This window comes from Reyranella soli, assembly GCF_007992495.1.
In the GTDB taxonomy this organism is placed as follows: Bacteria; Pseudomonadota; Alphaproteobacteria; order Reyranellales; family Reyranellaceae; genus Reyranella; species Reyranella soli.
The window spans coordinates 1-909 of the sequence record NZ_BKAJ01000386.1 but is presented as its reverse complement, the minus strand read 5'-3'; the positions used below and the strand labels follow the sequence as shown (position 1 = coordinate 909).

General features: G+C 69.5%; 1 protein-coding gene and 1 pseudogene. Both read right to left on the bottom strand.

What is annotated here, in order from left to right:
• A partial coding sequence (locus RSO01_RS46920; RefSeq protein WP_147157500.1) for a putative HlyD family type I secretion protein occupies positions 1-662 on the bottom strand: 662 nt, incomplete at its 3' end.
• A pseudogene (locus tag RSO01_RS46915) lies at positions 659-909 on the bottom strand (type I secretion system permease/ATPase); the annotation flags it as partial. The pseudogene RSO01_RS46915 and the gene RSO01_RS46920, both read right to left, overlap by 4 nt.

Genomic DNA, 909 nt, shown 5'->3' with positions numbered 1-909 from the left:
CCGCGCTCGCCGTGCAGGCGCGCCGAGTCGCGCTCCAGCGTGGTCACGCGGTTGAACGGCACCAGGTTCTGCTTCCACAGGCCGCGGATGCCGCCCAGCTCCTGCTGGTTCCAATCGATCTCCTTGGACTTGGAGGCGACCTGCTCGTCGTTGCCGACGATCTGCTGGCGGAGCTGGTCGACCTGCTCGAGGAGCTGCGCCTTCTGGCCCTCGCGCGCTGAGCGGCGTAGCTCGTACAGCCGCTGCTCGCTCTTCATCGCCTGCACGACTTCCGGCTCCTTGTCGCGGGCGATGAGATCGGCCGGGAAGGTGACCTTGTCGGCGCCATCGCGCTCGGCCTCGAGGCGCGCCTGTCGCGCTTCCATCTCGTCGAGCGCCTTGGTGACGATGGCGAGGCTGGTGCGGGCCTGCGTCTCGTCGAGGCGCACCACGATCTCGCCCTTCTTGACGCGATCGCCGTCCTTGACCCTGAGGTCGCCGACCACGCCGCCGGTCGGGTGCTGCACCTTCTTGGAGTTGGTGTCGACCACCAGCTTGCCGGGGGCGATGACCGCGCCCGATATCTCGCTGAGCGAGCCCCAGCCGAAGATGAAGAACCCCAGGATGGCGACGGCGGCGACGCCCACCACGAGGTGGCTGCGAATGGATTTCTGGGCGGTCACGGCGCCTTCTCCTGCGGACGGCCGCCGGCATGCACCGTCATCGGCTGCATCATGCGGGCGGCCGGCATTGCGGCGGGTTGTTGCGGTTGCTGCGGCGCCTGGAGCACCTGCTCCTTCGGACCGTACGCCTGCTGGCGGCCGGCCAGCATGACCAGCACCGTGTCGACGCCGGCCAGGGCCGACGGCCGGTGGCAGACCACGACGACGATGCCGCCGCGCGCGCGGACGCCGAGGATGGCTTTGGTAA